Genomic DNA, 25770 nt, shown 5'->3' on the forward strand with positions numbered 1-25770 from the left:
TAAACTTTTACCCCTGTCCGAAGCGACCCCTCGCCACAGGGGTTTCTAGTCTAGTGTTTTCAACAACCGTAGCCCCTCAGGCCAGTCGCCGTACCCGGCACCGACGTTAATGTGCCCGGCTTCACCAAGTTGAATGAACTGACTACCCCAGGCATCGGCGAAGAAGGTTGCCCGTTCTAAGGTGACGTAATAATCGTTCGTGCTGGCCACGACGATGGATGGAAACGGAAGTTTGAGTAGCGGGACCGGGGCAAAACCGGTTGTGCCGGTCGGGTAAGTAGCGGCTTCGGTATCGCTCGGAGCCACGAGAAAAGCGCCTTTGATCGGTCGTTGGTGGGCTTGTGCCCAGAAGACAATTGTTGCGCAGGCCAGGCTGTGGCCCACAAGCAGCACATTCGAGGAACCCGCCGTCAACACGGCGCGGTCGATCTGTTCGACCCAGTCAGAACAAACCGGCGTATCCCAGTCGCGCTGGTTGACGCGCTGAAACGAGGGGTACTGTTGTTCCCACAGCGTTTGCCAGTGGCCTTCGCCGGAATTACCCAACCCGGGGACAATGAGCACGTTAGAGGTAAACTGCATAATCAATTCAGGTTGTTTATTAAATCGGAATGGGTGTAGTGGTGCAACGTCCGGATTTGCTTCGGAATGGTAAACGAAAACGTGCTGCCAACACCCACCGTGCTATCAATCCAGATCTGACCACCGTAAATATCGACGACTTTTTTGCAGGTAGCCAGACCAATGCCAGTGCCCGAATATTCTTTCCGTCCGTGTAGTCGCTGGAAGATTTGGAAAACCCGGTCGAAATATTGCTGTTCGATGCCAATGCCGTTGTCGCTGATCGAAAACCGGTATTGGTGCTTTTCTTCCGTTGCCCGGATCGCAATGGTTGGTGTAACGTCCGGTTTTCGGTATTTCAGGGCATTCGACAGTAAGTTTTGAAAGAGTTGTTTGAGGTCCGTTCGGTGGCCCCGGATCGTAGGTAGTAGATCAAGGTGGATGACGGCTCCGGTAGCCTGAATTTCGCCTTGTTGTTCTTCCAGGATTTCGGCCATCAATTCGTTGAGGTCGATCTGTGTCAAGGCAACGTCACTGCCAATTCGTGAGAAATCGAGCAGATCGTTGATCAGGTTGCGCATCCGGTCGGCTGCCGCCGTTGACTTACCAATGATCCGGAGAGCTTCTTCGTCCAGATGATTGCCGTGATTGGCTTCCAGTAAGGATAAATACCCCGTGATGGTTTTTAGGGGCGATTGCAGGTCATGGGAGGCAATGTAGGCAAACTGCTGCAACTCCTGGTTCGAGCGGCTCAGTTCCTGCATGGCCAGTTGGCGGTAGGATAACTCCCGATCGTATTCTTTGGACGTTCGCAGCCCGACGGCTTCGTGGAAATACCGGATCAGTGCGATGACCGTGGCTACGGACACCACCGCCGTCAAAAACCGGATCAGGGCATTGATGCGGTACGCCGGGATCCAGAACATGGCGGCATCAATGAGGTGCGTCAGGCCACAAAACAGAATGAACGCGCCGAACAGCCAGAAAACGCCTGCCAACGGAACCCCTTTTTTGATGAAGATAAACCGGATCAAAATCATCGGAATGGCCATATAAGCCAGCCAGATGGTCAGGTCGGAGATGATGTAGAGCCAACCGTGAAAGTCGGTCCAGCGGCCGCAGTACCAACGGGGAGGCCAGTCGCTGGTATCGCCCAGCCGTCGAAAAAAATCCAGTATTTCCTGCATTATGCGACGAAAACGAATAGAACGGTAACCATTTTCGAGACAAGCCCCTTCAAACTTGTAGCAACTGTCTGGTCCCCAGAATTGTTCGAACGGCGTCGGGCCGCTGGGTTCCAATCAGTAAAAACCGTTTTTTCCCTTTCCGATTGATTTGAATACCCCAATTGCCGGACGTCGTCTGGGCATTTCCCTGCCAGCCGATCCGCATGCCCCAGCCGCCAAATTCGCCGAGTCCGGAGTACTTTCGGACGGTTATTTGCTCCATATCGGTCCAGGGAATGCGGTAAAACCGGGGCTGAAACGGAAACCAGCGGAAGGCAATCCCCTCGTGATCGATAACCGTTTCCAGTTTCAAAAACCAGAACAGGGCGATGACGGCCAGCACGATCAGGATACCACCAAGTTGCCCGGCATACAGCACAACGCCCAGGCAAGCCAGTAGCAAGACCCAAGCCCAGGGCTGGCGAAATTTCTGCGTTTCTGTGTACATGACACACTTCGTTTTCGACGGTGAGACTGCGTACTTTCCAGCTTTTGAAGTTAACGTATATTGTGCTTATTTTCAGGATGACAGGACTATTTTTTGTAAAAATCGGTAGGGCTCGTCAAAACCGGATTTCCTGCGTCAGGTAGGTGGCCTGGTTGTCGCCGTTGATGCGGGCCGTCACGGTTAGCGGTTTTTCGTTCCAGTTGATCGTAAAGTGGCCGTAATTCAGTTCAAAAATCACCGGGCCTACGCGCAGGTTGTTTGTTTCTTCGCGGGGCTTGCTGACGTGCGTCAGGCCACTGCTGGTAATGTCGTACAGGTCGTAGCCCAACCCCGGTACGCTCGTTTTGGAAACTTCGGCCATGTGCCGGTCACCACTGATCAGAATGGCTCCTTTGGGTTTAGTTTTACCCAGTAAGGCCAGCAGCCGCTGGCGGGCCGTGGGGAAGTTGCCCCATTTTTCATAGATGTGGTCGTTGGCCAGAAACTGGATGCCGCAGCCAATGACGTGTACGTCGGCATCGGAGTTGGTCAACTGCCGTTCCAGCCACTGCCACTGCGCTTCACCCAGAATGTCGCCCGATGGATCGGGCACGTTGATCTTGTTTTCTGTCTTCAGCGGATCGCGAAAATACCGCCCATCCAGCAGAATCACTTTGACGCGCTGACCTTTCGGGCCGTACACATGGGCCGAATATGCCCCTTCCTGCTTCCGAAGCGGGTCGTTGGCGGGTACGTCCAGAAAGTCGAGCAGCAACTGCTGGCTCTCTTTCCGGCGCGGGTATTCTTTGCCACCATCGTTGACGCCATAATCGTGATCGTCCCAGATGCCGATGATCTTGGTGGATTGCCGCAATTGTGCGTAGCCCGGATTGGCTTTTTGCTTCTCGTACTTGGCCTTCAGCGTATCCATGCTTTCCGAATCGCCGTAGATGTTGTCGCCGAGCCAGATCCAGACATCCGGTTTCTGGGCCACAATGTCGTCCCAGAGGGGCGTCGGGCGTTTCTGATGGCTGCACGACCCGAAAGCGATGGTGGTTATCGGTTTCTGGCGGTCGGAAGACGCGGTTTCGGTTTTGGGCGTCCGGCAAGCGGCCAGTGCCGTGCCAAGGAGCAGGGAAAGGAAAGCGGTTTTTTTCATGGGGCAAGAAAACGTGGAAACACAAAAGTAAAAAGTCCGCGCGGTTTCGGCACGGACGTCATGGTTTGTTAATGGAAGAAAACTGGGCTTTCGATCATCTAATCTTAAGCATATCGTAGAGATCATTCGTATTTACAACACGCTCAAACCCCATCTTGCGTAGATGAGTTGTTAGTTTTTTGTCACCCGTCCATAGCCATCCGTCTTTTTGTAAAGCCATTGCAACATAACTGATATCAAAACTGTCAATGTATGCTGTGAGACGGTCTGCTTCCTGCCAGAAACGGGGTTTAATTAAGGCTTCATTTTCAAAATTTATTTGTTGTACAATGGAATATAAAGTCGAAATAATATTTTCGATAGGTTGTTTGGAAAGCTTAATAATTTTAGACTGATGTTTGAAAAGTTCAATAAAGGCATAATAGCAACTAATCCTCTCATACGTTGGTAATGGGCTAAAAAGTAGTTCAGAAATTTTACCGTTTGGAGAAATTGCGGCACTGAACAGAATAATGCTATCAATAATGACGATCATGGGAGAAAACGGTGTTTGTTTGATTTCCACCAATTGGCTTCGACCTCACGCGCCAGTTCCGCAGCCTGTTCTTCTGTCCCTTGATTTTGGGCGGTAATTTCCAAAATATTTATGTAGTCAATTACCTTTTGAACGGCTTCCGTATTAATAGAATCGTTCGCTTCGATAATAATACTTCGATCTTGTCGGGTGATGACCATAGTCTTAGCATTTATTCAAATATACCATTCTTTCAGCTCCAATTCAAATCGGCTAAAATCCTGAAACACACGAAGCGGAATAAAAAGTTTACTTCCCCGTCTGCGCCGTAAACGTGCTTTCAAAAATCTTGTCGGCGTTACCGGCTTCAAAACCGTCGCGCCGGTGTTCGCGCCCGATCTGGTCGGCGGGCAGGTGCTGAAACTCCGGCAACACGCGCCGTTCGGCAAACTCGACGTATGAACCGGCGATGCGGTGGCTCTGGCCATTGGCAAACTCCGCGTTGATCATCTGGGCCACCGTCGACGCCTGCAACAACCCACCGTCCGGGCTGGTTTTGATGGTGCCGCCCGCCGTGTTGAGCTTGAACCCGCGCCGTTCCAAAAACGCCACGAATTCCTGAATGGTGTTGTAACCCGGTTTCAGGTTATGGACGCTGATCGTGAAATGATTCAGGTAATACCGGTTGTAGATTACCCAGGCGGCATACTCGCTTTCACTCAACAGCGTCCGGTAGTCGTCCAATGTGGGAATGTCCCAGAGCGGCTGGTGCAAAAACCGGTCGACGGCCTGCGCATCGTCCAGGTCCAGGCTATCGACCGGATCAAAGACGACAGTATCGGTGTACTGGTAAATGATGTGTTGTGCCTGGTCCGACAAATCCCGTACGCGCAGTTCGCTGACGAAAATGCGCGGGTAATGCGGTTTGGGCGGGCTGTACCAATACGCATTCAGTTTCTTCTCTTTAAAATCGTACGCTTCCCGTTTTTCGTAGCCGTAGTGCAGGAAAATCTTCTCAAACGACTGAATCCCGAGGCTCGGTACGCCCATCGTCCGGAACGCAATGTGGTCATTTTCAATATCGTCCGGTTTCTGAATAACCGTCTCGTCGATCAGGGCGTTGACGATGCCCGACACGTCCGGCACCCGTTCGCGGTAGCGGCTCATCAGACCGTCCAGAACGGCGTCGAGGGTTTTGAGTTTGCTGGATGATGTGGTCATGGCGCAATCGGTCTTTTTGTAAAGATACCGATTTTGTCATTCCACCACCACTTCATCCACTGATACCGAAGTCGGCAGCCCGGCGCGGGGCAAACCCGCCGGGGCCGGACCCGCGTTTTTGGCCCGAATCCGCACGTACCGCGCCCGGGCGGTTTTGAAATCGGCCACGACGGGCAACATTCCCCATTGTCCTTCGAGCGGATACTTCACCGGCTGGCTGATGGCGTCTTTATAGGTGTTGCCGTCCTGCGACAACCCGATTTCGACCGCCGAGGGCGGGAAGTCGTTGTACGAAATACGCTTCAGAAAGTTGGCCGACACCTTTGTCACCGGCCGGACTTCGCCCAGGTCAATGGTCACTTCCAGATCGTCGCCCGACACGCTGACCCATTCCGACTTGTTGCGCGGACTTTGGGCCACCTGCCCGTCGGTGAGTTTTTTCCGGTTTGGGTCCGATTTTTCGGCCGCCGTGTTGGCATACGTATACGGTTTTCCCTTGGCCCGGTGGATGTAAAACGTTTCCTCGAACTTCGCTCCGGCGGTGGTGATCGCCTTGATCGTCGTCGTTTTTTTCAGCGCAATCGGCATGGTGTACTCGGTGGAGGCCGTGTTGGGCTGTTTTCCGTTGGTCGTGTAATAAATCTTGCTGTCGGAGTCGAGCTTTTCCAGCCGCACCTGCAATTGGTCGGCGTCCGTAAACTGCGTGACGGCCCGGACATCGAGCAGCCGTTTGGAATAATTGACGTTCAGGTACGCAAGCCGCTTCAGGTGTTCTTTCAACCGCATGGCGAAATCTTCGAAATTGCGCGGTCCTTTCGGCATCCAGCCCACTTCGGCCAGCGCCGATGCGCGCGGATAAACCATGTATTCGACGTGCTGGGTGGTCGGGATGTACTCGGTCCAGAGGTTGCCCTGCACACCGAGGATGTATTTTTGCTGCTCGGGCGTCAACTCAGTCGGCGTGGGTTCGTAGCTGTATACTTTCTCGATGGGCAGAAAACCGCCCCCCGCCAGCGGTTCCTGCGCCGGACTGGCCTGGTATTGATCCAGGTAGCAAAACTCGCCGGGCGTCATCACGACGTTGTGCTTTTGTTTAGCCGCTTCGATACCGCCCTCCGTACCGCGCCAGCTCATGACGGTTGCGTTCGGAGCAAGACCGCCTTCCAGAATCTCATCCCAGCCAATGATGGCCCTTCCTTTCGAGTTGACAAATTTTTCGATGCGCTGAATGAAATAGCTCTGCAAGGCATCCTCGTCTTTCAGCTTCATTTTTTTGATCAGATCCTGACAAAACGCGCTGGCTTTCCAGGCATCTTTCGGACATTCGTCGCCCCCGATGTGGATGTATTTGCCGGGAAACAGCGCCATCACTTCTGTCAACACATTTTGCAGAAAGGCAAACGTGGGTTCGCTGGGGCAATAGACTTCCTTGAAAATGCCCCAGCGTGTTGCTACGGCGTATTTTTGGGCCGGATCGCACGAATACTCCGGGTACGAAGCCAGGGCCGCCAGCGCATGGCCGGGCATCTCGATTTCCGGCACAATTGTAATATGCCGCGCAGCCGCATACCGAACCACGTCTTTGATTTGTTCCTGCGTATAAAAACCGCCGTATTCCTTGCCATCGTACTGAAACGGATAATTTTCGGCGTTATGCCCCACCACGGTTTCCTTCCGTTTGGAGCCAATTTGCGTCAGTTTGGGGTATTTTTTGATTTCGACCCGCCAGCCCTGGTCATCAGTCAGGTGCCAGTGGAAGGTGTTGAATTTATGCAGCGCCATCAGGTCGATAAACCGCTTCACGAACGAAACCGGCATGAAATGGCGGCTCACGTCGAGCATCAGACCCCGGTAGGCGTAACGCGGCCGGTCGAGAATCTGGCAGGCCGGGATGGTCCAGGCGGTATTTTCTACTTTCGCCGGACTGAAAACCGCCGTGGGCAGCAGTTGCAACAAGGTCTGAACGGCGTAAAAATAGCCCTTCGGCGTTTCGGCTTCCACCAAAACCCGTTCCGGTGCGACAGTCAGCATATAGCCTTCCGGACCGCAGCGACCGGCTTTATGCGCCTGAAAGACAATGTGTTTCCCTTTTGCCAGGGCGGGCGTTGCCGGAGCGAGGGCAATCGACAAACCGCTGGCGGTTTTTAGCTGACTGACCAGCGTCTGAGCAGCCGCCCGTTGCCCGGCATCTTTGGCGGCAATGACAATGCGCGTGGTGGCTGAAACCGTAAATTGGCCGTCTTTTCCCGCAAACTGGGCCGGAAAGGGAAGGAGATTATACGCGTTGTCGGATTGGGCAAAAACGGAAAGCGAAAGGAGCAGGCTGCCGAGAACGGCCAGAAGGTTTTTCATGGAACAGGAAACGGTGGTTGCAAAATTCAAAGGTAGACAAAAAGCCCTTTTACACCCGGAAATTACGAGCAACCGGCTTAGGCAGGCTGCTGGAATGTTAGCGGAATCCGGATGATCACACGTGTTCCGGCGGGTTCGCCATTGTCGTGGTATTTATCGACAATCCGGACGCCTGCTTCCTTTCCGCTGCGCTGGTGGATGAGTTGCAGCCGTTCTTCGGTCACTTTCAGGCCTACACTTTGGTGCGAGGTGGCCGAATTTTTCTTGAGCGCAGCCGCTTTTTCCCGCCCAACGCCGTCGTCGTCGACCAAACATTCGAGGTGTCCGTCGACGGGTTTGATGCAAACCTGAATCCGACCCCGGTCGCGTTTGTGCGCCATGCCGTGCAAAATCGCGTTTTCGATGTAGGGCTGAATGATCATGGGCGGAATGGCAACCCGTTCCTGATCCAGCGAGGGGTCGGTGTCGATGGAAAAATCAAATTTGTGTCCAAACCGCAGTTGTTCCAGTTCGAGATACAACTGAAGTTGCTCGATTTCGCTGGCGAGTGTGACCCATTCCTGCCGCGAATTGCCCAGAATGAGCCGCATCAGGCGGGCAAACTTAACGAGGTAACGGTCGGCATTGTCGCTATCGTTCTGCAACACAAACAACCGCACGGCATTCAGCGAATTGTACAAGAAGTGCGGGTTCATCTGCGACCGCAACGCCTTCATCTCCGACATAGCAATCCGCTCGCGGAGGTCGCTCTTTTCTTTAGCCTCCTGCGCCAGTTTACGGGCTTGCCATTGGGCAATCACCACGCCCAGCGCAATCAGCGCGGCTGCCAAGGCGGTTCGGAACCACCAGGTTTCCCAAAACGGCGTTCGGATCATGATGCGCAGCCGGTAGCCGTTGCGGTTCCAGATGCCATCATTGTTGGCCGCGATAATGTGCAAAACGTAGTCGCCCGAGGGTACGTTGGTATAACTCGCGAAAGGTCGGTTTCCGGCCTGGTTGTATCGATCTTCAAACCCTTCCAGCCGGTAGGCATACCGGTTGGCACCAGGATTGTCGAAGTTGAGCGCGGCCATGTCAAAACTAAACTGGTTCTGGTCGTGGTCAAGGACAATGACAGGCGGGTTGGCTGTGGGACCGGGCAGGTATTCGCGCCCATTGACTTTGAAGGACGTGAGGTAAACCGGGGGCGCAAACCGGTTGATCCGCACCCGGCCCGGCTGGATATACACCAGCCCCCGCATGGCACCAAAATACAGCCGCCCTTTCTTGTCGCGTTCGCTTGAACCGGATTCGAATTCGATCGTGGGCAGACCGTCGGCTTCGTCGAAAGCGACAAACCGTATCTGGCGCACGTTGGTGACGGCGGCTCCGTTGCTGGTACTAATCCAGAGCGTGTCGCCGGTATGCCGCAGGGCGGCAATGTCGTTGTTGGGCAAACCGTGTTTAGTGGTGTACACGTCGAACCGCTTCGTGCGTTCATCAAGCCGGGCCAGGCCGTTGTCAGTGCTCAGCCATAATCGCCCGTCGCTGTCCTGGGAGAAGTCGGTCACGCCATCGTCGGGTAAGCTGTGCGGGTCGTTTTCGTCGTGAACGTATTCTGCGAGCAACTTCAGATCCGGGCTGATTTTGTACACCGGTCCAAAACCGCCCACCCAGAGATTATTCGATTTATCGATATACAGGGTATTGTAATTCTTACCGGGCAGCTTTCGGATGCGCTCGTCGTTGAACTGGTTGAGGTAGGTGTTCGTTCGCGGGTCGTAGATTGTCAGTTTTTCATTGGTACCGATAAAAATTCGCCCATCGCGGGCCTGCGTACAGTAAAAAACCTGAAAACCGGCGACAAAATCCTGGCGTTTCGGATCGAAAGGCGGGTAGTTGGCCGGATCATCGGCGGTCGGCAGGCAGCGAATCTGCACAAACCGCTTCGTCAGGGTATCGAGCCGACTCAATCCCGTAAAATGGCCCACCCAAATTTTGCCATCACGGTCGGCCAGGACGTTGTACGTCAGGTTATTGCCCATGCTGGTGGGATCCTTCGGATTGTGGCGATAAATTCGGTACGACTGAGCCTGCGGGTCGATCATCACCAGACCGTCGCGGCTGGCGACCCAGAGCCGGTCGGCCCGGTCGAAGGAGAGCGAACCTGCATCCAGCCCCAGCGTCGAAGCGGGCCGGTACCCCACATCGTCGTAGAGCGACCGAAACTTATCAATTTTGGGGTTGAACCAACTTACTCCGGCATCGTCGGAGCCAATCCAGATAATCCCCGAGCGGTCTTCAAACAGCGCCCGGAGCGAATTGGAAACCAAACTCCGGAGGTTATTTTCGTCGTTTTTATACCCCAAAAATCGGTTTTTAGCCGCATCGTATTGGTATAACCCTTCACTGGCGGTGGCGACCCACAACGTACCATCACTGGTAAACAGTAACGACGCAATGCCCTGACGAGCATCGATGGGCATACGTTGAAACGGCCCGTTGACCGTGTTGAGGATGGCAATGTGTCCTTTACGGGTGCCTACATATAGAGCACCCGTACGCGGATGCCGGGCCAGGGTCATGACGTGATCTTCGGGAAGGGAGGTAACTACCGACGCCTGATGCCGAAACCGGCGAAACTGTCTGGTTTTGAGGTCGTAAGCGTAAAGGCCGGCCTGTGTGCCAATCCAAAGCGTTGGGCCATCGAGCAACAGTTTGCGGATAAAATTGGCGGTGGTGTGCTCGGCCGCATCCGCTGGCATGGTTAGTAGGCTCGATTTACCGGTTGCCGGATTAAAGCGGATGAGGCCCCCGCTGGTGCCCAGCCAGAGCTGGCTGTCGGGAGTCTGGACGATCGTTCGGATCAGGTTACAACCAGCCCCGAAACTGGCAAACAAATACCGCCGGAAAGTCTGGCTTTGCGGATCGACCCGGGCCATGCCTTTCTGCGTCCCAACCCATAAAATACCGTCTTTGTCTTTGAAAACCGTACGAACCGTTCGGTGAGGCAGCGATTGGGGATTGCCGATCTGGGGAACGTAATTGACGCAGCGCAGGCCATCGAAGCGCGTCAACCCGTTAACCGTCCCGATCCAGATAAAGCCCAGATCGTCTTGCGTAATGGCCGACGTGTAATTGGTTGCCAGTCCCTGCCGCAACGACAGCCGTTGAAACGAGAGCGTGGGCGACTGGGCCAGCGCCGGTGAAACCAGTAGCCATAAAATCAGCAGCCACGCCGGGCGTCGTTGGGTACGCATTTAACAAAGAAGGGAATAGGCCGTCAAAGCTCCTTTCAGGCTTTCCGGTTTTCAAACGACGCAAAAATACACGTAAAATGTATCTGTTAAGATACTTCCAGATACAAGTACGTAGTTAGAAATTGTTTGAGCAAGTGCATAAACAGGTCAGATGCACCCACCCGTGGTTTGAGTACCTAAAAATTTTTGAAAGGAACCCGATTAAAGGCGTAAAAATTAGATGATTCACTGTTCGTCTTGGCAGCAAAAAAGGCTTTAGCACATCATTGAACTGCATTCAAGTGAGCGAGCAGACTCAGGTCGTAACATAATCAGATTTTTAAAGGTCATTCGTTCACTATTCCTTAATATTTACGGAATCTGCTGGTAACAACCCTCCCATACATTTGCTCATCTTTCGATCAGCCCACCATACCGGGTTGATTACGATCCATCTCTTCCGGTTACGTACCCCACAACGAACTTTTCCAGACCGGCTACCTGATGTGGTTCATCAGGACTATCCTGCTTTGCTTTCACAACCCTACTCATAAACTCAGATTTACCGTATGCAATCTATTCTATCACCTATCCATCCTGGCGAAAGAAAGCCGGTTTTCCGATCCTGTTTTCTCGCTTTTTTACTGCTTCTTCTGCAAACAAGCCTGATGCCCATGCGGGTTTTGGCTTTCCAGTCGGAGGCCACCCTCCGTGGAAAAGTCGTCAATGAACAGGGCGAAGCCATGCCCGGTGTCAGTATTCTCGCCAAAGGCACCACCACCGGTACACTCTCCAACGAAAAAGGAGAGTTCACGCTGGCGGTTCCGGCGGGTGTTCGTACCCTGATATTTTCCTTTATTGGCTATCTTTCCCAGGAAGTTGCTGTTACGGGATCCGCCGTCCTCGACATTCGGATGAACGCCGTGGCCGGACAACTCAATGAGGTGGTCGTCACGGCGCTGGGTGTCACCCGCGAAAAACGGGCATTGGGCTACGCCGTGCAGGAAGTAAAGGGCGATAACCTGACCCAGGCCCGGGAAACCAACCTCGTCAGTGCGCTCGCCGGGAAAGTGGCCGGGGTCAACGTAACGGCAGGTTCCAATTCCATCGGCGGCTCGTCCCGCATTGTCATCCGGGGCGAAACCTCCCTGGCGGGCGACAACCAGCCACTTTTTGTCGTCGACGGCATGCCGATCAACAATGCCGTTAGTGCATCCGATCAGCGTCAAAACATCGATTACGGCAACGGGGCCGCCGAAATCAACCCGGACGACATCGAGACGATTTCGGTGCTCAAGGGCCCGAATGCGGCCGCGCTCTACGGTTCACGGGCGGCCAACGGCGTCATTCTGATCACGACCAAATCCGGCAAAGGGAAAAAGGGTCTGGGCATTTCCGTCAATTCCACCACCTCCTTCGAATCGGCCCTGCGGTTGCCCGACTACCAGAATGAATACGGCCAGGGGCGCGGAGGACAGTACAACATCGGCGACGGCGGTCGTAGCTGGGGGCCGCCCCTCGACGGTCGGATGATTGCGGTCCCGGTCAATACCGAGTGGCCGCCCAAGGTAGGCGAAACCGTCCCCTGGGTGCCGTATCCCGACAATGTCAAGGAGTTTTACGAAGTTGGCCGGACCTTATCCAACAACATTTCCCTCGCCAGCAGCAACGACAACGGCAATTTCCGGATTTCCTACACCAACCTCGACCAAACCGGGATCGTTCCCAATACCGATCAGCGTCGACACACGTTTGCCATCAACGGAGCGTATTCGCTGACCGACAAACTGAAGGTCAATACGTCCGTCAATTACATCTACACCAACAGCAAAAACCGCCCCGTCGTCAGCTACGGCAACGAATCGGTGGTGTATACCTGGATCTGGGAAGGGCGGCAAGTGCGTACCGATAAAATGCGTGATTACTGGGTGAAAGGCCTCGAAGGCATTCAGCCGTTTACGTACAACTACCAGTTCAACGACAACCCGTACTATACGATGTACGAAAACCTGAACGGGCTGGTAAAAAACCGGACCACGGGTCAGGTGAACCTCACCTATCAATTTACGCCCGCGCTGAGCCTGCTCGTTCGGACGGGGATGGACATCAGCAACGAGCGCGCCGACCGTCGCCGAACGCCGGGTAGCACGGCTTTTCCGCTGGGGATGTACAGCCAGGACAAGGACTATTTTGAAGAGCGTAACTCGGATTTTTTGCTGGCCTACGACAAAGCCATCGGAAAAGAACTGCAACTAAAGTTGTCCGTTGGCGGAAATCAGATGCGGCAGCGCCGGGACGAACTGAGCAGCCGGGCCAATGCGCTGAGTGTTCCGGGTATTTACAACCTGGGCAATTCGCAGGTTCCGCTCGTGGTCATTCAACGCGATTTTAATTACCGGATCAACAGCCTTTATGCGTTTGGCCAGTTTGCCTATCGCAACGCCTTGTTCCTCGACGTGAGCGCCCGCAACGACTGGTCGAGCACGCTTCCCTCCAACAACAACAGTTATTTCTATCCTTCCGTATCGGCAAGTGCGGTTCTGTCGGACCTTTTCGACAAGGTGAACTGGGGCGTTCTGAGCTTTGCCAAGGTCCGGGCGGGCTGGGCGCGGGTCGGCAATGACACCGATCCCTACCGGTTGCGGAATGTCTACAACTACGGGTCGCCCTGGCAAAGCAGCCAGGCGGTTTCCGAATCGGCGACGATTAATAACGCCAACCTCAAACCGGAAACCCTCGACACCTATGAACTGGGCGCCGATGTGCGGCTGTTCAGCGGACGGCTTGGGCTGGATCTGACCTATTATAATACCGTCAGCCGGAACCAGATCCTGAACATTCCCATCGACCTGACCAGCGGGTACACGTCCCGGTTTTTCAACGCGGGCGTCATCCGCAGCCGGGGTGTTGAAGCCGTGCTCACCGCGACGCCCATCAAAACAAGCAGCGGTTTCAAATGGGATCTCAGCGTAAACTGGTCGACCAACCGGGCAAAGGTAGAAGAACTGGGCGATGGACTTACTACCTACGAATTGCCGAGCCGCTACGTGTCGGTTCAGGCCCGCGTCGGCGAGCGGATGGGCGACATGTATGGCCGGGGTTTTCAGCGCGATCCGCAGGGCAATATCATCCACAGTCAGGGCCTGCCGTTGTTTACCAACGAGCTGATCAAGGTGGGCAATTACAATCCTGACTGGATGGCCGGACTTTACAACACGTTCAGTTTCAAAGGTTTTACGTTGGGCGGCTTACTGGATTATCGCAAAGGCGGCAGTATCTACTCGTACATGTACGTTCGTGGGAACGAAGCCGGTCAGTTGGTCGAATCCCTGCCGGGCCGGAAAGACGGCTACGTCGGCCCCGGCGTGATCAAAAACCCGGATGGCACGTTTCGGCCCAACGATGTCAACGTAACGGCCGAGCGCTACTGGGGTTCCGGGTATTTCAACCCCGAACAGTCCACCTTCGACGCCACCTACCTTAAACTCCGGGAGTTGAAATTTGGGTATATGCTGCCCAATCAACTGGTTCGCAACACGCCGTTCCGCGACATCACCGTGTCGGTGGTGGGCCGTAACCTGGCCCTCTGGACCAACGTGCCGCACATCGATCCGGATGCCACCGGCATCAGCGGCAGCACCATTCTGCCCGGCATCGAGGACATGTCGCTGCCTACGCCCCGCAGCATTGGTTTCAACGTCAACTTCCGGCTCTAATCTTCAGAAATCATGTTTTCGATCCAAAAAACCAGCTTCGTTTCGCTCGTTGCCTTCCTGATCGTTTTGCTGACGGGCTGCGAAAAGGACTTTGAACAGGTCAATTCCAACCCCAATAACCCGGAAACCGTCAATCCGGAACTGCTGATGGTCACCATCATCCGGGGAACCGTCAATCAAATGGTCAACGAGGCCTTTTCCACCGGGAATATGGTGGCCCAGTATGCCGCCGAAATCCGTGAACCCAATACCGATCGCTACATCTGGGGCTCGTTTGACACCTGGAATAACGGCTACACGATCCTGCGGGACGTCAATAACCTGAAGAAAATTGCGGAAGAACGCAACCTGGCCAATTACAAGGGCATCGCGCTGGTGATGAAGTCGCTGATCTATTCTCGGATGACGGATGCCTACGGCGATTTGCCCTATGCGGAGGCTCTGAAAGGCAAAGAAACGCAGGCGGTTTATTCTCCGGCGTACGATTCGCAGGAAGTCGTTTATCAGGGTTTGCTGAAAGATCTTGCTGAAGCCAACACGTTGCTGACGACCGCCGGCGGGGCCATCCGCAACGACATTCTGTTCAATGGGGACATTTCGAAATGGAAAAAACTGGCCAATTCGCTCCGGATTCGGTTGCTGGTTCGGCAGTCAAAGCGCGTTGATCCTTCGTCGGCCCTCCGCGAAATCCTGGCCAGCCCGACCAACTTCCCCATCATGCAGACCAATGCCGACAATGCTGCGCTGAAATACGTGGAGGCTCCCAACCTGTTTCCGATCACGAGCCAGCGTTCCGGTTTTTTCTTTGACCGCCGGATGAGCAAAACATTCATCGACCTGTTGAACGCGAGCAAAGATCCGCGCTTGCCGGTATTTGCGGCTCCCACCGCCGAATCGCAGGAAGCCCTGGCGGCTGGCAAAGGCCCGCTGCAATGGGTGGGCGTCCGCAACGGAGAAACCGATCAGAACCTGGGTAGTAATCTGGACAAAAAAGTGTCGGCGCTCAGTGACCAGTATTACCGGGGGCTCCAGACGCCCGTACCGGCTCAGGGCCTGATCATGACGGTCGCCGAAGTAAAATTCCTGTTGGCCGAAGCCGCCCAGCGAGGCTGGATTACCGGTTCGGCCGAAACCTATTATTATGACGGCATCAAGGCATCCGTCGAACAGTACCAGTTGGTTTCCGGCACAGCCCTCATGGCGTCGGCGGAGTTTCTGGCCCGGCCCGGGGTTGCCTTTAACCCCGCCAATGCCCTGGCACTGATTGGTACGCAAAAATGGATTGCGCTCTATTTTACGGACTTACAGGGTTGGCACGAGTGGAAACGGACCGGTTTTCCAGATCTAAAACCGGCTTTCGTCAATAACAACAACGACAAAATCCCGGTCCGTTTCCGTTACCCCACCGCCCAGCAGGTAACCAACCGGGCCAGCTACACCGAAGCCGTCCAGCGGCAAGGTCCCGACGATATTAACACCCGCTCCTGGTGGGCTAAATAAAACTAGTTGGTTGAACGCCCGCTCCGGCTATCGATTGGAGCGGGCGTCCCAGTTTCCGCTACTAAAACCGTATTCCATGAAAGCACCTATTCTCCTACTGACGTTTTTATTGAGCACGACCTTCGTTCAGGCTCAGTTTCGCTATTCCGGGCGTAGTTTTGCCAGCCGTTCGGAGGTCATTGCCCGGCACGGTATGGCCGCAACCAGCCAGCCCTTAGCCACGCAGGTCGCCCTCGATGTCTTGAAAAAAGGCGGTAGCGCCGTCGATGCGGCCATTGCCGCCAATGCCCTCCTGGGGCTGGTCGAACCCACCGGCAACGGAATTGGTGGTGACCTTTTTGCCATTGTCTGGGATGCCAAAACCAAAAAATTGTACGGTTTTAACGGCAGCGGCCGTTCGCCCAAATCGCTTTCGCTGGCGTATTTTGAGCAACAGCAAATGAAGCAAATTCCCGGTTCCGGTGCGCTTTCGGTGTCTGTGCCGGGTTGTGTCGATGGCTGGTATACACTGCACGAGCGGTTTGGAAAACTGCCGATGAAAGACTTGCTGCAACCGACCGTAAACTACGCCCGGGAGGGCTTTCCTGTTACCGAAGTCATCGCGTTTTTGTGGCAGGGATACGCCCGCTCGCTGCAAAAATTCCCCAATTACCGCCAGCTTTACATGCCTGGTGGGCAGGCTCCGCAAAAAGGCGACATTTTTAAGAATGAAGACCTGGCTGCTACGCTGGAAAAAATCATCAAAGGGGGGCGCGATGCTTTTTACAAAGGCGACATCGCCCGCACGATCGCGGCTACTGTGAAACGCGATGGCGGGTTTCTGAGTTACGAAGACCTGGCCACGCACCGCTCCAATTGGGTTGATCCGGTTTCGACGAATTACCGGGGCTACGACGTCTGGGAACTGCCGCCGAACGGGCAGGGAGTTGCGGTGCTTCAGATGCTGAATATTCTGGAAGGTTTCGACCTTAAAAAGATGGGTTTTGGTAGTCCGGCGCACCTGCACGCGATGATCGAAGCCAAAAAACTTGTTTTTGAAGACCGTGCCGTCTATTACGCTGATCCCGATTTTTATAAGGCTCCCACGGCCCAGTTGATTGCCAAACCGTACGCAGCCGAACGCCGGAAACTTATCGACTCCCTGCGGGCCGGGCGGAACTACAAAGCAGGTTTGCTGGAGGGCGCCAGCAATACCATTTACCTGACAACGGCCGACCAGGAAGGCAACATGGTCTCGCTGATCCAGAGTAATTATGCCGGTATGGGTTCAGGCATCGTCCCCGATGGCCTGGGATTCAGCCTGCAAAATCGTGGAACGTCGTTTACGCTGGAAAAAGGCAAATCCAACACGTTCGAACCGGGAAAACGTCCTTTTCACACGCTGATACCGGCTTTTATTACCAAAGACGGTCAACCCTACGTGAGTTTCGGCGTAATGGGCGCTGATTTTCAGGCTCAAGGTCACATTCAGATCATTACCAACCTCATTGATTTCGGGATGAATCTGCAGGAAGCCGGGGACGCTCCCCGCTTTAGCCACTCCGGTTCTTCCGGTCCGACAGGTTCCAAAGCACAGAGCGGAGGTCAGGTAAGTCTGGAAAACGGCTTTCCCGCCGAAACCGTACTCCAGTTGATGCGCATGGGGCATGAGGTTGGCTACGACCTGCGTGGCTACGGCGGTTATCAGGGAATTATGTATGATGCAAAAAACAAGGTGTATTATGGCGCTTCCGAATCCCGCAAGGACGGCCATGCTGCCGGGTATTGATTCTGGATTGACTTGATGTAAGTGTAGATCAGATACCCCGGTCTGAACATTTTGCAGCCGGTGATGAAGCGAGGGCGACCACTGATTTCCTTCTATTTTTAGTCGGCAGCCAGTTGGAAAACCGCCCCCTCCATCGTCTCGTTGACGCGCAACTGGCAGGCCAGGCGACTGTCGGAATTTGCATCGGGCAGGGTGTCGAGCATGGCCCCTTCGGCGTCGTTGATGGGCGGGAGGTTGTCAGCTCCTTCCAGCACATGAACGTGGCAGGTGGCGCAAAGAGCCATGCCCCCGCAGGTGGCTAAAATCGGGTAGTCCGAACCTTTCAGCACTTCCATCAGGCTCAGGCTGATGCCTTCCGGGATTTCGAGCGGCTGCCGGTTGCCGTTGCGATCTTCTACAGTGATGTGGATCATGGGAGAGAAGTGATAATTAGATTCTGCCCCTAGATCCCTAAAGGGCAGGGCTGTTAAGTGCTTGAATCATGACCATACAAATTGAAAAATTCCGGGCTCTTTTTACCCCCAACCCCCTAAAGGGGGCTGGAACATCCGGATTGCAAAAGCTCCCTCTAGGGGGTTGGGGGTAAAACCGCTTAAAAACTAGGTATTCCGTTAACCGTCGTGTATTTAAAGCTCAGTTTCTGGTCGGGATACACGTATTTGAACGCGCTCTGGCACATCAGGGCGGCTTCGTGAAAACCGCACAGAATCAGTTTCAACTTGCCCGGATAGGTATTGATGTCGCCGATAGCGTAGATCCGCTCCACGTTGGTCGAATAATCGGTGGTGTCGACCTGGATGGCGGATTTATCGATATGGAGTCCCCAGTCGGCGATCGGACCGAGCTTGGGCGTCAGGCCAAAAAGCGGAATCAGGTGATCGGCGGCCCGGTTCGTTACGGTTTTGTCTTTGGCCGTGATCGTTACTTCCTGCAAATGGCCGTTGCCCGAAATGCGGGTGATGTTCGATTGCAGGACAAGGTTGATCCGACCTTCTTTCGCCAGTTCGAACACTTTTTCGGCCGAATCGGGCGCACCCCGGAAGCTATCGCTCCGGTGGACGAGTGTCACCTCGCTGGCGATGTTAGCCAGAAAAATCGTCCAGTCGAGGGCCGAGTCACCCCCACCGGCCAGCACCACGCGCCGGTCGCGGAGCAGTTCCGGATTTTTCACCATGTAAGCTACGCCTTTCCCTTCAAATTCTTCCAGACCGGCAATTTCCGGTTTTCGGGGTTCGAAGCAGCCCAAACCGCCCGCAATCACCACGACCTGGCAGTGGACGACGGTGTTTTCGTTGGTCGTTACCTGAAACGAGCCATCGGGCTGGCGTTCCAGCCCTTCTACCCGCTCGCCGAGCGTAAAGGTGGGATGAAATGGGTTGATCTGCTCCATCAGGTTATCCACCAACTCCTGCGCTTTCACGTCCGGAAAACCGGGAATGTCGTAGATCGGTTTCTGCGGATAAATTTCGGACAACTGCCCGCCCACCTGCGGCAAGGCGTCGATCAGGTGGCAGCGCATTTTCAGTAATCCGGCTTCAAAAACGGCAAACAGGCCTACCGGCCCCGCGCCTATAATGCAAATGTCGGTCGTAATCATGGTCTTTTGGTCACTTGTTCGTTCGGGTGTGGTGGCAAATCGGCTGCCTAACAGGATCTCTGTCACCGTGTAGCTTTTTGAACCCTTCGGAAGTTTGGTACTACTACTTCACTCACAAACTTCCGGTCGATAGCTTGATCGCCCTTGCAAAAATAGAAGTTGATCATTGATTTGCTATAACTAAATATATGAATTATAGGAATTAATAATAACCAAAAGTAATGAAAAATTTTGATCAGATGCTTACTGAGTGAATGGTCATGCGTTGTCGCATAAAGCCGCTTTTTCGGCGGGAAATGCGACAGAGCGGACCGTCAAAAACCTGCAATTTTGTACCCGTAGTTGAACGCTACTTGCCAAAACAGTAAACAACATCAAATCATGAAAAAACTAGTCAGTCCTTCCGCGAGGATCTTCGCGGCAAAATCGTTTGCCATTCTGCTTTCGGCCACTTTTCTGATGACGGGCTGTAAAAAAGACCCGGAAGTCGAGCCGACCCCCACGAACACCGTCACCGCCAACGCTGGCCCCGATCAGGAAGTGCAGGTTGGCGAAACCGTCAAGCTCGACGGCAGTGCCTCCACCGATACCAAAGGCGCCCCGCTGACGTTCCAATGGAGCATTGCTTCTAAACCGGCCAAAAGTACGGCGGTTATTTCGTCAGCCACGACAGCCAAACCGACCTTCGTACCGGATGAAGTTGGGGATTATGAACTGGAACTGACCGCTTCGAACGCCAACGGCACCAGCAAGGATAAAGTAAAACTGACCGCTTCGGTAGCGCAACCGGTGGCCATCGATAAAAGCATCACCGTCAAAACCGTCCTAACGGATCGCATTGCCAACCCGGATTACCCGGATTATATCGTGACGAAAAGTATTGCCGTATCGCACGAACTGACCATCAACCCCGGCGTCGTGATTGCTTTCGAACGGGATACACGCCTGGACATCAACGACGGCGGTGGTCTGGTAGTCGCCAAAGGCACGCCCGAGAAGAAAATCCGTTTTATCGGCGTTGAGAAAAACAAAGGGTATTGGGCGGGTATCGTACTCTACTCGGGCAGCAACGCCAATGTTTTTGAAAACGTTGAAGTGATGCACGCCGGAAGCCGGACCCTCATGAGCTCGACCAAAGCCGGTATGGCTTTCTTTGGGGCCAACAAAGCGCAGATTGCCCTGAGAAACTGCTCGTTCTCCGAAAACGATGGCTACGGGCTGTACGTACAGGACGGCTCGATTCTGCGGGAGTTTGCCGAGAACAGCTTTACAAAAAATACGGAAGCCGGTATTCTGCTCGATCCGGCCAACGTACAAAAACTGGATGCTGCTTCGGTCTTCACGGGGGGCAACGGCCGGAATGTGGTTGAAATCAGAGGCTATTACCTGCGGGAAGGCGACGACATTACTTGGGGCGGTTTTAAAGATAAAACGCCGTACCGCCTGATGGGTGACTTCGCCGTGGAAGCAGGCCTGACGCTAAGCCCGGGCGTAACGGTGGAAGCCGCCCGCGACGTGGTCATCATGATCAACAGCAAAGGCTACCTGATCGCCAAAGGGACCGCTACCGAAAAAGTAACGATTACGGGCGCTGATCGCACTTCGGCTTCCTGGAAAGGGCTGATGATCTACTCGAACAATTCCCGGAACGTGATTGAGAATGCGGAAATCAGCAACGGTGGTAGTCTGGCGATCGTTTCGGGTAAAAAAGCCAACCTGGCACTATACGGTGGTAATCTGACGATCAAAAATTCGACGCTGGCCAAAAGTGGCGGGTATGGAATCTTTGTTAGCTACGCATCGAAACTGAACGCAGATGCCTCCACGACGAACACCTTCACGGCCAACGCCCAGGATAATGTTCTGCTGGAAAAATAATTGAGAGTAAGGGTTAGGGATAGTCAATACAGCCCGGCGCGAATGGTGCCGGGCTGTTTTTATTGGCGTAATTTCAAATGTTAAATGATGAATGTTAAATGTAAAAGTGCCGGACTAAGAACAGCTTTTACATTTAACATTTGAAATTTTTGACTTGGCTATGCCATAAATTACAAGACAAGCCGGGGCCGCTCCGTCAATTTTTTTCAGGACGGTATTGGGCCGGGTGCTGCAAAACGAAAGGTCGATCAATCAGCGGTTTGTCCATTTCTTACGCTTCATTTCACACCGCTAATCGGGGCTACAGGATAAGTTTAGGCAAACAATTACAACTACTCCCCGGTCGTTAGGGTCTTATTACCAAACGGTGGGATCGCATGCAGGGTAAGTGATCGGTTCTTGAAGTGCCTATTTTCTTTCTAACACTTTGATAGTTAGCCCGGAACAAACCGACGAATTGGTCGGGAGACAGGCTTGCATGACGCGCCCGCCATAACTTCAACACCACATGGATAGCTTGATTGCGTTCGACAAGCACATCGCTCGGCTTGTGATGATTTCGTTCTTACTGCCCAATCGGGTACAAGTTCTGTTGCTGATCGGAATTTGTCTGTATTGGATTATCCGGGACAATTTTTTTCGTGCCAGCCACCATTTCAAGCCGTATGGCGGTGCTTTGCTGCTAGGCAGTATGTATCTGCTCTACGTCATTGCTCTTCCGTTTACCGATCCGGAAAACCGGTCCGGCGTCTTATTTGATCTTGAACAGAAAGCCAGTTTGTTCGTCGTGCCGTTTGCACTGTTATTACTGCAGCCGCAAACCCGTAAAATAATCGCCAACGAAATTATTTATTTCGTGTATGCTTGTTTCATCTCCTGTCTGCTCGGCAATCTGTTTTACCTCTTTGAATACGGTTTGCAAATTACGGGTCCGGAAGCGCACATTCAATACCGTCTATATTTCTCAAAAATAACCGGAATGCACCCGACGTACATGGGTATTTACCTCTGTTTTGCTACGGCCATTCTGCTGTTTTCGCCGGTGCAGCGGCAGAAACTCAAAGGCTGGAAGCTGGGAGCGGTGCTGTTTCCGCTGTTCTTGTTTCTGATGGCGCTAATGCCCAAAACGCCGGTTATTGCGCTGGTGGTAATGTTGGGTTATTACGGCTGGATTCACCGGGCGCAAAAACGCCGGTTTGTGCCGGTTCTGGTGGTTTTGTTGCTCTCGGTGTCGGTGGCCTGCATTTCCATTCCCTTTAGCAGCCAACGGATCGGGGAGTTTTCGGAAGTGATGAAAGCGAAACCGAACGACAATCCGATGGACAATTCGGTGCAAATGCGTCAGGTGATCTGGTCAGTCGACTTGGATGTTCTGAAAGAAAACTGGCTGACGGGCGTTGGCCCTGGCGATCTCGATGAAGCGCTGGGGGAACAGTATGCCAAATACGCCCGAATGCTGAATGTGCCGCTGGTCGCCTACGATACCCACAACGAGTACCTCAATCAGTGGCTCAGTTTCGGTCTGCTCGGGATCGGGTTAATGCTTTTAATCCTGATAATCCAGTTTACCAATGCTTTCCGTCGGCGAGATCACCTGTACGCGCTTCTGCTGCTGGCCGTAACAATCACGTTTTTTACCGAAAATGTCTGGTCGCACCAAAAAGGCGTCGTCTTTTATTCGTTCTTTTCTTCCCTGTTTTTCTTCGCGGGTATGAAACTTCAGGCCAACCCGGTCGAAGCCGTACCGCAAACGACCAACCGTGAAGCCGAACTGGTCGAAGAAGTCAGTTAAGAATTAAGAGTTAAGAATTAAGAGTGAGGAGTTGTCAGTAACTTGCGGCAGCAACCGCCGGGCGTCGGACGGCCGATGCCGCCCCGTCTTAATTCTTAACTCATAACTCTTAACTGATGAATGTTCGATTGGCGACGTTGAATGATGTTCCGGTTTTGCTGCAACTGATCCGGCGGGTGGTGCCGCTGATGCAGGCAGCCGGAAATTTTCAGTGGGATGATCAGTATCCGAACGCCACTGTTTTCGGGAAGGATATTGAACACGGGCAACTTTGGGTCGCCGACCTGGACGGGCAAGTCGTGGGCGTGGCCGCCATTACGACCGATCAGGAGCCGGAATACGCGCAGGTGGGCTGGGACCTGACCGAAACCGCTGTCGTGGTCCATCGCTTGGCTGTCGATCCGGATGTGCGGGGGCGCGGGATTGCGGCCCGCTTGATGGAACAGGCCGAAACGGTGGCCCGGCAGCGCGGCATCCCGGTTCTTCGGATCGATACCAATACGCAGAATGAAGCCACGCAACGGCTTTTTCCAAAACTGGGCTACGAATTTGCGGGCGAAATCGACCTGGGCTTCCGGCCGGGTCTGCGGTTTTATTGCTACGAAAAGCGGTTGACCCTCTGACGCATGACACGCCTTCTGTTCGCTCTGACGGTTACGCTGCTGTCGTTTGTCGCCCTTCGACCCATTCCCCAAAACCGGAAAGACACGCGGCCCAACATCGTCCTGATTGTGGCCGACGACCACGGGCGCGAAGCCCTGGGCTGTTACGGCAATCCGGTCATTAAAACGCCCCACCTGGATCAGCTAGCCGCCGAAGGAACCCGGTTTACGAATGCATTCTGCACCACGGCCAGTTGCAGCCCCAGCCGGTCGGTGCTGCTGACGGGCCTGCACAATCACGCCAACGGGATGTATGGACTGGAGCACCGCGAACACCATTTCGATTCCTTTGACGCGGTTCAGTCGTTGCCGGTTTTGCTCGAAAAGGCCGGTTATCAGACAGTCAGGGTCGGAAAATTTCACGTCGCGCCCGAACGGGTCTATCATTTTCAGAACGTCCTTCAGGCTGGCGGCACCAACGATCCGGCGTCGATTGGCCGCAGCCCTGTGGCAATGGCCGACCTATGTTATCCGCTCTTTTCCGACGCTTCCGACAAACCGTTTTTCCTCTATTTTGCCACTGATGACCCGCACCGCAGCAATGCCGTTGCGCTGGACGGTTCACCGGTTTTTATGAGCGATAAGCCTAATTTGTTCGGAAACCGACCCGGCGGGTATCCGCAGGTACACGATGTTTTTTACCAACCCTTTCAGGTTGTGGTGCCGCCGTATCTGCCCAACACGCGGGCGACCCGGATGGAGTTGGCGCAGTATTACGAATCGATCAGTCGGCTGGACCAGGGCGTCGAACGACTGGTGGCGCTGCTGAAAGAAACCGGGCACTACGACAACACGCTGATCGTTTATTTGTCGGACAATGGAGCGCCTTTTCCCGGCTCCAAAACAACCTTGTATGAACCGGGTATGCGTCTGCCGTTGATCGTGAAACTTCCAAAACCGCAAAAACCGGGTTTTGTGCAGGATGCGATGGTTTCGTGGGTCGATCTAACGCCGACGCTGCTGGATTTTGCCGGTGTCTCGATCGATCAGCCGGTTTTTCAGGGCCGGAGTTTCAAAGCCATCATCGAACAGGAGCGGGTAACGGGTTGGAACGAGGTATACGGGTCGCATTCGCTGCACGAGGTGACGATGTACTACCCGATGCGGGTGCTGCGCGAACGGCGGTACAAGCTGATTTTCAACCTTGCCCACGCGCTGCCGTTTCCGATGGCGCTGGATCTGTACCACTCGTTTACCTGGCAGGATGTTCTGCAGAAAAACCGTAACCTATTCGGCAAGCGCACCGTCGAAGCCTACCTGCACCGCCCGCGCTTCGAGCTGTATGACCTGCAAACCGACCCCGACGAAGTAAAAAATCTGGCGAACGACTCGCGTTATCGGGCAGAATTGAAGCGGATGCAGGAAAAACTGAAGCGGTTTCAGCAGGAAACGAAGGATGTTTGGGTAAGTAAGTGGGAGTTTGAGTGAAGGAGCATTCACGGCTCTCCCTAAACCATCCCTTTCAGCGTCAGCGCGTTTCGGACGGCGTGGCCTCCGCCGTCGTTGTTGAAATAGACATACACTTCTTTGCCCATCGCGGTCCATTCCCGGATGCGGTCGGCCCACCAGCCGAGGTCGGCGTCGGAATACGAACCACCATACAAATGCTGGGGGTCGGGGCCGTGCATCCGGACGTAGACAAAGGGTGCCGTGGCCCGCAAAATGCAGGGCAGATTAGCCCCGCTCATGATGCAATAAGCGGCCTGATGTTGCTCCAACAACCGGAAAGTATCTTCGTTGTGCCAGCTCAAATGCCGGAATTCGACGCTGACGGGCATCCAGTCGGGTACCTGTTCCAGAAAGTAGGCCAACCGATCGTAATCGTACCCCAGGTGCGGGGAAAGCTGCACGAGTAAAACCGCCCGTTTTTCGCGCAATGCATGCCAGCCGGTTTTGATCCGTTCGAGCCAGGCTTCGGGTTCGTAGAGTTTTTTGGCGTGAGTAAGCCCGCGCGGGGCCTTGACGGTCAGCCGAAAACCGTCGGGTAAGCGGCTGCGCCAGCCCGCAAAGGTGCTGACCTGGGGCCAGCGGTAAAAGCTGGCGTTCAGCTCGACGGTTTGGAAATGCTGTACGTAGTAGCCCAGCCGGTCGTGAACCGCCGTGGGGTACGGATATAACACGCCCTGCCAATGGTCGTAACTCCAGCCCGATGTACCGATGTGGATGCTCATAAAACGAT

The 25770-nt window shown here is 54.1% G+C and carries 19 protein-coding genes; 7 read left to right on the plus strand and 12 right to left on the minus strand.

Translation table 11 applies throughout. The annotated features are described in order from the left end of the window. Nucleotides 1-45: 45 nt before the first annotated feature. From ACO2Q8_RS07170 to ACO2Q8_RS07210, 9 genes are all read right to left on the minus strand, one after another. Nucleotides 46-582, minus strand: coding sequence for an RBBP9/YdeN family alpha/beta hydrolase (locus ACO2Q8_RS07170; RefSeq protein ID WP_423344096.1), 537 nt, complete (start codon nt 580-582; stop codon nt 46-48). 2 nt (nt 583-584) lie between these two features. After that, nucleotides 585-1748 (minus strand): sensor histidine kinase, encoded by a 1164-nt coding sequence (locus ACO2Q8_RS07175; protein WP_423344097.1) that lies wholly within the window; start codon nt 1746-1748, stop codon nt 585-587. A 49-nt stretch (nt 1749-1797) separates the two neighbouring features. Next, nucleotides 1798-2235 (minus strand): hypothetical protein, encoded by a 438-nt coding sequence (locus ACO2Q8_RS07180; RefSeq protein WP_423344098.1) that lies wholly within the window; start codon nt 2233-2235, stop codon nt 1798-1800. Between the two features lie 115 nt (nt 2236-2350). Continuing rightward, nucleotides 2351-3373 carry an alkaline phosphatase D family protein gene (locus ACO2Q8_RS07185; RefSeq protein ID WP_423344099.1) on the minus strand — a complete coding sequence of 341 codons (1023 nt, stop codon included), beginning with the start codon at nt 3371-3373 and terminating at the stop codon, nt 2351-2353. 94 nt (nt 3374-3467) lie between these two features. Continuing rightward, nucleotides 3468-3908: a PIN domain-containing protein gene (locus tag ACO2Q8_RS07190; RefSeq protein ID WP_423344100.1), complete on the minus strand. Its 441-nt coding sequence runs from the start codon at nt 3906-3908 to the stop codon at nt 3468-3470. Then, nucleotides 3905-4108 (minus strand): hypothetical protein, encoded by a 204-nt coding sequence (locus ACO2Q8_RS07195; protein WP_423344101.1) that lies wholly within the window; start codon nt 4106-4108, stop codon nt 3905-3907. The genes ACO2Q8_RS07190 and ACO2Q8_RS07195 overlap by 4 nt, the downstream gene beginning before the upstream one ends. Nucleotides 4109-4196: 88 nt before the next feature. Beyond that, entirely contained in the window at nt 4197-5108 is a 912-nt protein-coding gene (locus tag ACO2Q8_RS07200; RefSeq protein ID WP_423344102.1) for a DUF1338 domain-containing protein, read from the minus strand. 36 nt (nt 5109-5144) lie between these two features. Then, nucleotides 5145-7460, minus strand: a complete 2316-nt coding sequence (locus ACO2Q8_RS07205; RefSeq protein ID WP_423344103.1) for a family 20 glycosylhydrolase — start codon at nt 7458-7460, stop codon at nt 5145-5147. 77 nt (nt 7461-7537) lie between these two features. Next, nucleotides 7538-10699 carry a sensor histidine kinase gene (locus ACO2Q8_RS07210; RefSeq protein ID WP_423344104.1) on the minus strand — a complete coding sequence of 1054 codons (3162 nt, stop codon included), beginning with the start codon at nt 10697-10699 and terminating at the stop codon, nt 7538-7540. Between the two features lie 653 nt (nt 10700-11352). Here ACO2Q8_RS07210 and ACO2Q8_RS07215 point away from each other — a divergent pair. From ACO2Q8_RS07215 to ggt, 3 genes are all read left to right on the plus strand, one after another. Beyond that, nucleotides 11353-14394: a SusC/RagA family TonB-linked outer membrane protein gene (locus tag ACO2Q8_RS07215; RefSeq protein ID WP_423344105.1), complete on the plus strand. Its 3042-nt coding sequence runs from the start codon at nt 11353-11355 to the stop codon at nt 14392-14394. 12 nt (nt 14395-14406) lie between these two features. Further along, nucleotides 14407-15894, plus strand: coding sequence for a SusD/RagB family nutrient-binding outer membrane lipoprotein (locus tag ACO2Q8_RS07220; protein WP_423344106.1), 1488 nt, complete (start codon nt 14407-14409; stop codon nt 15892-15894). A 76-nt stretch (nt 15895-15970) separates the two neighbouring features. Next, nucleotides 15971-17662, plus strand: coding sequence for a gamma-glutamyltransferase (gene ggt / locus ACO2Q8_RS07225; RefSeq protein WP_423344107.1), 1692 nt, complete (start codon nt 15971-15973; stop codon nt 17660-17662). A 98-nt stretch (nt 17663-17760) separates the two neighbouring features. Here the strand turns inward: ggt and ACO2Q8_RS07230 are convergent, their stop codons facing one another. Continuing rightward, nucleotides 17761-18075: a 2Fe-2S iron-sulfur cluster-binding protein gene (locus ACO2Q8_RS07230; protein WP_423344108.1), complete on the minus strand. Its 315-nt coding sequence runs from the start codon at nt 18073-18075 to the stop codon at nt 17761-17763. 179 nt (nt 18076-18254) lie between these two features. After that, nucleotides 18255-19259 (minus strand): NAD(P)/FAD-dependent oxidoreductase, encoded by a 1005-nt coding sequence (locus tag ACO2Q8_RS07235; protein WP_423344109.1) that lies wholly within the window; start codon nt 19257-19259, stop codon nt 18255-18257. Nucleotides 19260-19640: 381 nt separating this feature from the next. Here ACO2Q8_RS07235 and ACO2Q8_RS07240 point away from each other — a divergent pair, with 381 nt between their 5' ends. From ACO2Q8_RS07240 to ACO2Q8_RS07255, 4 genes are all read left to right on the plus strand, one after another. Beyond that, a complete protein-coding gene (locus tag ACO2Q8_RS07240) occupies nt 19641-21137 on the plus strand; it encodes a right-handed parallel beta-helix repeat-containing protein (RefSeq protein ID WP_423344110.1) in 1497 nt (498 codons plus the stop codon). Nucleotides 21138-21645: 508 nt separating this feature from the next. Beyond that, the gene (locus ACO2Q8_RS07245) at nt 21646-22929 is read left to right on the plus strand and encodes an O-antigen ligase family protein (RefSeq protein WP_423344111.1); all 1284 of its coding nucleotides are present in this window, start codon (nt 21646-21648) and stop codon (nt 22927-22929) included. Between the two features lie 116 nt (nt 22930-23045). Further along, nucleotides 23046-23552: a GNAT family N-acetyltransferase gene (locus tag ACO2Q8_RS07250; protein ID WP_423344112.1), complete on the plus strand. Its 507-nt coding sequence runs from the start codon at nt 23046-23048 to the stop codon at nt 23550-23552. A 3-nt stretch (nt 23553-23555) separates the two neighbouring features. Continuing rightward, entirely contained in the window at nt 23556-25019 is a 1464-nt protein-coding gene (locus ACO2Q8_RS07255) for a sulfatase family protein (RefSeq protein ID WP_423344113.1), read from the plus strand. Nucleotides 25020-25039: 20 nt separating this feature from the next. Here the strand turns inward: ACO2Q8_RS07255 and ACO2Q8_RS07260 are convergent, their stop codons facing one another. Beyond that, nucleotides 25040-25762 (minus strand): DUF72 domain-containing protein, encoded by a 723-nt coding sequence (locus ACO2Q8_RS07260; RefSeq protein WP_423344114.1) that lies wholly within the window; start codon nt 25760-25762, stop codon nt 25040-25042. Nucleotides 25763-25770 lie beyond the last annotated feature (8 nt).

It is taken from the genome of Larkinella sp. VNQ87, assembly GCF_049445795.1.
GTDB lineage: Bacteria > Bacteroidota > Bacteroidia > Cytophagales > Spirosomataceae > Larkinella.